The organism is Methylobacter svalbardensis (genome assembly GCF_037671525.1).
Taxonomy (GTDB): Bacteria; Pseudomonadota; Gammaproteobacteria; order Methylococcales; family Methylomonadaceae; genus Methylobacter_A; species Methylobacter_A svalbardensis.
The window spans coordinates 1-7,597 of sequence record NZ_JAWPOH010000101.1; the positions used below are offsets into that span (position 1 = coordinate 1).

8 protein-coding genes and 2 tRNA genes are annotated in these 7,597 nt (G+C 44.2%); all 10 read left to right on the plus strand.

Going from position 1 to position 7,597, the window contains the following annotated elements:
• The first annotated feature begins 140 nt into the window (after positions 1 to 140).
• The 10 genes from RW114_RS19120 (at position 141) to RW114_RS19165 (ending at position 7,423) form a co-directional block, all read left to right on the plus strand.
• Entirely contained in the window at positions 141 to 1,334 is a 1,194-nt protein-coding gene (locus tag RW114_RS19120) for an ABC transporter substrate-binding protein (RefSeq protein WP_340124343.1), read from the plus strand.
• 2 nt (positions 1,335 to 1,336) lie between these two features.
• Positions 1,337 to 2,374 (plus strand): PQQ-dependent catabolism-associated beta-propeller protein, encoded by a 1,038-nt coding sequence (locus tag RW114_RS19125; RefSeq protein ID WP_340124344.1) that lies wholly within the window; start codon positions 1,337 to 1,339, stop codon positions 2,372 to 2,374.
• Positions 2,371 to 3,111: an ABC transporter ATP-binding protein gene (locus RW114_RS19130; protein ID WP_340124345.1), complete on the plus strand. Its 741-nt coding sequence runs from the start codon at positions 2,371 to 2,373 to the stop codon at positions 3,109 to 3,111. Before RW114_RS19125 ends, RW114_RS19130 begins: the two co-directional genes overlap by 4 nt.
• Positions 3,108 to 3,911 carry an ABC transporter permease gene (locus RW114_RS19135; protein WP_340124346.1) on the plus strand — a complete coding sequence of 268 codons (804 nt, stop codon included), beginning with the start codon at positions 3,108 to 3,110 and terminating at the stop codon, positions 3,909 to 3,911. Before RW114_RS19130 ends, RW114_RS19135 begins: the two co-directional genes overlap by 4 nt.
• Positions 3,912 to 4,000: 89 nt before the next feature.
• Complete coding sequence (locus tag RW114_RS19140; protein ID WP_340124347.1) at positions 4,001 to 5,587, plus strand: hypothetical protein; 1,587 nt, start codon at positions 4,001 to 4,003, stop codon at positions 5,585 to 5,587.
• A 219-nt stretch (positions 5,588 to 5,806) separates the two neighbouring features.
• Entirely contained in the window at positions 5,807 to 6,292 is a 486-nt protein-coding gene (locus RW114_RS19145) for a hypothetical protein (RefSeq protein ID WP_340124348.1), read from the plus strand.
• Between the two features lie 49 nt (positions 6,293 to 6,341).
• Positions 6,342 to 6,416 (plus strand) — tRNA-Gly (locus tag RW114_RS19150).
• A 53-nt stretch (positions 6,417 to 6,469) separates the two neighbouring features.
• A tRNA-Cys gene (locus tag RW114_RS19155) sits at positions 6,470 to 6,543 on the plus strand.
• Between the two features lie 160 nt (positions 6,544 to 6,703).
• Positions 6,704 to 7,012: a hypothetical protein gene (locus tag RW114_RS19160; protein ID WP_340124349.1), complete on the plus strand. Its 309-nt coding sequence runs from the start codon at positions 6,704 to 6,706 to the stop codon at positions 7,010 to 7,012.
• 45 nt (positions 7,013 to 7,057) lie between these two features.
• Positions 7,058 to 7,423 (plus strand): site-specific integrase, encoded by a 366-nt coding sequence (locus RW114_RS19165; RefSeq protein ID WP_340124350.1) that lies wholly within the window; start codon positions 7,058 to 7,060, stop codon positions 7,421 to 7,423.
• Positions 7,424 to 7,597: the final 174 nt, after the last annotated feature.

A 7,597-nucleotide genomic window follows, 5' to 3' on the forward strand; every position in this document is an offset into this window, starting at 1 on the left:
CGACAATCCGGTCGCCGTCGCAAACCCGTTATTGCAGATCAGGTAGTCTGTGTATAATTCTAGTTTTATTTTTTCCATCCCGAAATAATACGCTTTTTGAGGGGTGGGTGCGTAACATCAGTTATTATTATTAGGAAATGATGCGATCAATTAACTTGTCTCTCCAGGTAACTATTAAGTTTTTATTTATTATTCATTTGCTTAGCGTTAATTTTGTTTATGCCGGGGCTAAACAGACGATCAATATCGCTTATTTAACGCAAGAGCAGAAAGTTCCTCCGCCGATGTCTAATCTGGATGCGTTTATCAAAGATAAGGGCATTTTGGGGGCAGAACTGGCGACTGATGACAATAATACGACCGGACAGTTTACCGGGCAGCAGTTTGTGCTGAAAAAATTCATCGTGCCGCTGGATGGCAATGTCGTTGATACCTTTAATAAAGCTATTGGCGATCAATATCCGTATGTCGTTGTCAACTTGCCTAGCGATACGATCAATAGCGTCGCAGATTTGCCCTCCGCAAAAAAGAAGCTGCTGTTTGATGTGGCATCAATAGATGATGCGCTACGCAATGAGCAATGCCGCAATAATGTTTTGCATCTTTTGCCTAATAGGGCAATGCGTGCCGATGCGCTGGCGCAATACATGATGAAAAAGCGCTGGAATAAGTGGTTTTTAGTCATCGGCGCTACCGAGGAGGATCGTTTATTTGCTGATGCGCTAAGACGAGCAGCCAAACGTTTCGGTATGAAAATAGTCGAGGAAAAAACCTGGGAGCATACCTACGATGCCAGGCGCACCGCACAATCGGATGTGGCGGTATTTTCTCAGGTGGACGATTACGATGTGTTGGTCGTTGCCGATGAGCAAGGCCTGTTTGGTGAATATCTGGAATACAGAACCTGGAATGCCAGGCCAGTGATCGGTACTCAGGGATTAGTCGCTACGGCATGGCATCGAACCCATGAACAATGGGGCTCGGTGCAGATTCAAAATCGTTTTAAAGAGCAAGCGGGACGCTGGATGGAAGAACAAGATTATGCCGCTTATCTGGCGGTTAGAGCCGTCGGCGAGGCGGCTACCCGTACTCAATCTAATGACGTAAACCTGCTTAAAGACTATATGTTGAGCGATGCATTCGCGTTGCAGGGCTATAAAGGCAATCCTTTGTCGTTCCGACCTTGGGATGGACAGTTGCGGCAACCTGTTTTGCTGGCAGCGCCCAGATCATTGGTCGCTGTCGCGCCGATTGAAGGTTTTTTGCATCCGAAAACCGAACTCGATACCCTGGGTTATGATCAATCTGAATCGACTTGTAAATGGAGTAAATAATCATGAGAAATACATTTGTATCCAGGAATGCTTGTAGGGGCGACTTTAGTCGCCCTTTAGCGCAATGGGCGACTAAAGTCGCCCCTACAGCCGTTTTTGCAATTTTATCGATTGCATTCGTTGCAAATGCGCAAGCAGAAACGGTTTTTGTTACGCTGGAAAAAGATAATGCGCTGGCGGTTGTCGATCCTATCGCCGGTAAACTCATCAAAACAGTAGAAATCGGTCAGCGCCCCAGAGGCATCGCCATCAGCCCCGATAATAAGTTTTTGTATGTGGCAACCAGTGATGACAATACCATCAAGATTATCGATGCCGAGACGCTGAAAGCAGTCGGACAGTTGCCGTCCGGCGAAGACCCCGAAACATTTGCGATAAATCCTGCGGGCGACCGACTTTATGTCTCCAATGAAGATGATAGCTTGGTAACCGTCATCGACATTGCTGATAAAAAAGCCGTCAAACAGATTAAAGTGGGTGTGGAGCCGGAGGGCATCACCGCGAGTCCTGATAATCGCTGGGTGGTCAGCGCGTCTGAAACCACCAATATGGTGCATTGGATTGATCCCAAAACCAATGCTATTGTTGAAAATACCCTGGTTGATCCGCGTCCCCGGTCGCTGAGTTTTACTGCTGATAGTCAGCAGCTGTGGGTTACCTCGGAAATGGCCGGTACCTTGATGGTTCTGGATGTAAAAACCAAGCAGATCATCAAAACCATCCCGTTCGATGTACAAGGCGTGACGCGCGATAAAATCCAGCCGGTCGGCGTGGTTATCGATAAAGACAGCAAACGCGGTTATGTGGCATTGGGGCCTGCTAACCGTGTTGCGGTAATTAATGCGCAGACTTTTGAGGTGGAAAAATATCTGCTGGTTGGGCAGCGGGTCTGGAATCTGGCGTTTTCACCGGAGCAAAAAAGGCTATATACCACTAACGGTACCAGCAACGATATTTCGATTATTGATCTTGACAGTCAAAAAGTGACTAAATCGGTCGGTGTAGGTAATTATCCCTGGGGAGTCGCAGTCAAGCCATGAACTCATCCACAGCATTATCCGTCGAAGATTTGAGTTTCTCTTATGGCGGTAAAAAAGCGCTAAACCAGGTTAATTTTAAGATTCAGCCGGGTGAGTGCACGATTTTGTTAGGCCCTAACGGGGCAGGGAAGAGTACTTTATTTTCCTTGATTACCCGCTTGTATGATACGCGTGACGGGCGTATCGAGTTATGCGGCTTTGATATTAAACAGCAGACACGATTAGCATTGGCAAAGCTGGGCGTGGTGTTTCAGCAAACTACGTTGGATATGGATTTGACGGTGATGCAAAACTTGCGCTATCACACCGCCTTGCATGGCATGGGTCGAAAACAGGCTACGCAAAGGATTCAGCAGGAATTGGAGCGATTAGCGATGTATGACCGACGAGCTGAAAAAGTACGCCAGCTCAATGGCGGACATAGGCGGCGCGTAGAAATTGCCCGAGCCTTATTGCATAAGCCGTCGGTACTGTTGCTGGATGAGCCTACCGTCGGTTTGGATGTGCCTAGTCGGCTGTCTATCGTCGACTATGTGCATCGTTTGGCCGGCGAAGAAAAATTGGCGGTTTTATGGGCGAGCCATTTGATCGATGAAATTTATCCCGACGATCATTTAATCGTGCTTGATAAAGGGCAGGTCAAAGCCAACGGAACCGTTGACGAGGTTCTTAAAGTAACAAAAACTCCAACGATTAAAGATGCTTTTTATGTATTGACCCAGGGAGAGCAGGCATGAAGCTACTGCATTATTGGCGCGCCATGTGGGGCATCATCTGGCGCGAATTATGGCGATTTGTTACCCAGCGTGAGCGGTTTATTTCCGCCTTGGTCAGGCCTTTAGTCTGGTTGTTTGTTTTTGCGGCCGGATTTAGAGCCGCATTAGGACTTGCGATTACCCCGCCTTACGAGACCTATATTCTTTACGAGGTTTATATTACTCCCGGCCTGATCGGTATGATTCAGTTGTTTAACGGCTTGCAGAGTTCATTATCGATGGTTTACGACCGGGAAATGGGCAGTATGCGCATATTGATGGTTTGCCCGTTGCCGCGCTGGTTTTTATTGCTCAGCAAATTGCTGGCCGGTACCGGTGTATCCATTTTGCAGGTCTATGTGTTTTTAGCGATTGCGTGGTTTTATGATATTCAGGCTCCGTGGCAAGGGTATGTGTGGCTGGCGCCTGCGCTGTTATTGTCAGGATTAATGCTGGGCGCTCTGGGTTTGTTGCTGTCTTCTTTTATCAAACAATTGGAAAATTTTGCCGGGGTGATGAACTTTGTGATTTTCCCGATGTTTTTTATGTCAACCGCATTGTATCCTTTATGGAAAATTAAAGAGTCCAGTGCGCTGCTTCATAATCTGGCGCACTATAATCCATTTTCCCAGGCGGTTGAGTTAATTCGTTTCACCCTTTACGGCCAATTTAACAGCCAAGCATTTATTTATACATTACTTGCTTTTATCCTATTTATGGCGGCAGCCATCATTGGCTATAACCCATCAAAAGGGATGATGACCAGAAAAGGCGGGGCTTGATGCCTCGAATAATGGATCGTGATGCTGTTGGAAACTGTATGTGGGGGCGGCTTTAGCCGCGCCCACCCTAAAATAAATTCGGTGAATAAGTGAAGACTTCTTTTTTTCTGGTTATTCCAGCACAACAAAATAATCCCCTGCGCCTAAAAGAATTTGAAGCAAAGGCGCTACGACATTGGGTTGCTGAATTACCTACGGCTAATCCTGGCTTAGCCACGCGCCTGTTGCACGATTTTCTTATAGATTTCAATGCTATTGAAATGACTGTTCAGTTAAGGTTGGATGCGCTGGAGCTTTTAAGTTCAAGTGTTCATGTTATTGAAGACTATCTTCGATCCAGACTGATTAAAGCAGGTTTTCCAAAAGAAGAGAATGATAAGAAAATTTTGAATGTGTTGGTCTCAATTGAAAAGGAATTCACTATCGGCTATTGGATGGTGGTTAAGGAGCTAACCAAGCGTGATGTCGGCTGGTTTCAAGGCAAGAATGCAGCCTTGGCAATCCAGCGCAGCATTAAAGGACTGGGTAGTATTATTGTCAGTCATTTCATTATGGGGATGCCGATACCTGACTGGGTATGGATAGATTTACACTCACTTTACAGTCTGAGCGTAAAAATAAAAAATGATACGACTAAAGTTGCCAATGATATAACCCTGTCCACTAAATCAAGTAGTCCTGAAGAGTGCTATCGGCGGATCCTGTTACTCAGTCTCGCTGATCCGACCGGCTTAATACAAAAGGAAATTTTGCTGGTTTATAGCTTTATAGAAACGATAGGATCTTTGGTCAGCCTAAAAAAAGAGCCGGTAAATGGGCAAAAAATACAGTGCATAGTCTTAACGGACGAGGATAAATCACCGCATTATCAATTTGAGGTGGGCGCTAAACATGATTCAGCAATATTGTATTTGGACTTTTCCAAATTGTTTAAGGCTTTTAAGCAAAAAGAAAAATTGATTAATGCGGCGGAGGCAAGATTTAGTTCAATGCAGGTATTGAACAGTAATAGCGGAAAACCCGCTGCAGAATTGCTTGATTATCTTGAGCAACGATGGCTGGGAATTGATCTACAGGGCGTGCCCTTTTTTAGTGATAGAACGGATCGATATATTGCCGTAGGCTTGGAGTCAACCCATGAGCTGCAAAATGCAATGGGGGTTGACGGCGAAAAAGACCTAGAGATTCTCGTTCAATCGGCGTCTGACAGATTATTGTCCGGTGTATTTGAAAAAACGGGGGTACTGTCTGTGGGGAGCTTAGTCAGCTTTAGAAAAACAGACAGTTCAGAGCATAAGCGTTCATTAGGGATAGTCAACAAGGTCATTGTCGATAAGCAAAGCGGCAGAATAAACTTTGGCATGCAATTATTGGCACATCAATCCATTGCCATCACTCATGTTCAATTGGATGAGGTGGGAAAAGATGTTCCGCAAAAAGGCCTGTTTTATAGCGCAAAGGAATTGGAAGGTGAAAAAAGCTATATCATTACCGATACTTTTATGCTGAAAGATGGTGATATTATTCGAATGTTTATGAATAACGAAGACTTTCCTGTTGTGTTGAGTAATAGGAAGAATGTCGGCTTAGGTTACTGGCAGTTTGAATGTCGACGGGTAGCGGAAAAGGGCAAGTCGGTATCGTTACAGGCTAAAAAAGGTTACGATTTCATTTAAATAGCGTATGCCATTGAAATATAGTGATATATGCATATAGCGCTTGAAAAGTTTTTTTATCGTGGTAAGTTGGCATGTCAAGTTGATTATTAGTGATGAATTGTCAGCTTTTTAATCGTAGTGAGAATGTTTGTATCTATGAGTTATCGGGGTAATCAGGTAATATAGTTCTAGTAAGAGCCTGAAAATAATAAAAAATTATAATTGTGAGGATATGAAATGAGTAATGAAGAGAATGCTAAAAAAACGGTAGATGCTGCAAAAGAAACGGGTGGAAAGTTGCTTTCATCAATGATGGACTTAAAAGAAAAAAGTCCAAAAGTATTTTTTGGTGTTGTGGGTGGCGTAGTCTTCCTGCTGCTTGTTATTATAATGAGTGGAGGTGATTCAGGTACTATTTCCGGACCTTCGGCCAAAAATCTTGTTGCCGGACAGCGGTATGTTTTGAAAAATCCCAATACTTATGAAATTGAATCGCCTATTAAATTGCTTCCCGTGCCTGGGTCTATGGCGGCATTTGATGATAGTGAAGAGGAAGGCAAAGGTAAGGTTGAGTCTTGCAGGCGTATAGCTCAGGGTACCCCTGTAATTATCATCGGCTTCCAGGATTTTGCAGGAAAGAAAAATGCATTCGCGAATGTTCAGGTTGATGATGGTCAATGTAAAGGCAGCACAGGCTGGGTTTCGGCAATTGATGTTCAATAAAGATTGACAAGATTTAAATAAGTCTTATAATGGACGAATAAATTGAAGTGCGGGAATAGCTCAGCGGTAGAGCACAACCTTGCCAAGGTTGGGGTCGCGAGTTCGAACCTCGTTTCCCGCTCCAATTAATTTAAAAAAAAGCCGCGAACTATCGCGGCTTTTTTATTTCACTTTTAGGGCTGCGTAGCAAAATGGTTATGCAGTGGCCTGCAAAGCCATCTACGGCGGTTCGATTCCGCCCGCAGCCTCCAAAAGAAAGTAATAAAATCAACCGCTTAAAAGCGGTTTTTTTATGCCTGTCACTTTTTAATCTTGTAATAATAGCCATAAATAGGGTTAAAATACCCCAGAATTATTAGTAAAAGTGTTTGCAACCACTTTGCGACGTCTTGGCAGGGGGTTACGCAAAATATGGCAACAATAAGACGACGCGCATCAGGTAGCTGGGAAATTATTATTCAGCGTAAAGGGGTTTTGCCTAAACCGCATTATGCCAGTGCCGATACCGAAGAGGCGGCAAGAATTTATGCATTAGGTGTAGAGCGGTTACTAGATCAAGGGATATTGCCGGTTGAACTACAGGAATCTGCTCCAGCGCCAGTTAAAACTATCGATATCTGGGCTCGGCAATATTTAGTACAAGTGTCTATTTCTGAATCTGATCGGTTATTGCTTAATGCTATGCTACCCCGCTGGCTACGTTTAAAATTTCACAAATGAATAGTTCAGCGTGGCATTACTACAAATGATAGATTTGCGTGGGAGTTGTTATTTACCCTTGCAATTGAAACAGCAATGCGACTGCGTGAAATGTACACTCTGTCGGTAGGGCAGGTTGATTTGGGAAAGAAAACAATATTTCTGGATAAAACGAAGAATGGAGATAAGCGGCAAGTGCCGTTATCATCAGTTGCCCTGGCTGCATTAACAGGCTGGAACTCCCATAATGATTTAATTTTTCCATTTTGGGATGGTAAACAGGAATCGTTGCGACATACTACAATGAAGTTAAGCCGGAAATGGACAACGATTGCCAGACTTGCTGGATGTGAAGATTTACATTTTCATGATTTAAGACATGAGGCAGTTTGTCGGCTTTACGAGCGTACTACTCGATGTTCAAGTTTTTAAATTTTTTGCAGCCTGATTCTTGGAAAATTATCCAGCAGCACGGTACTGTAGCGAAACCGTCGGCCCTAAACGCCCCAAATCCCTCCCAACCATATGTTTTCCAGAAGGCATTAACTGAAAAACCTCATCAATAAGTCCAGCCAATTCTTTGAGCTTAGCCGCAGGATTCTTATC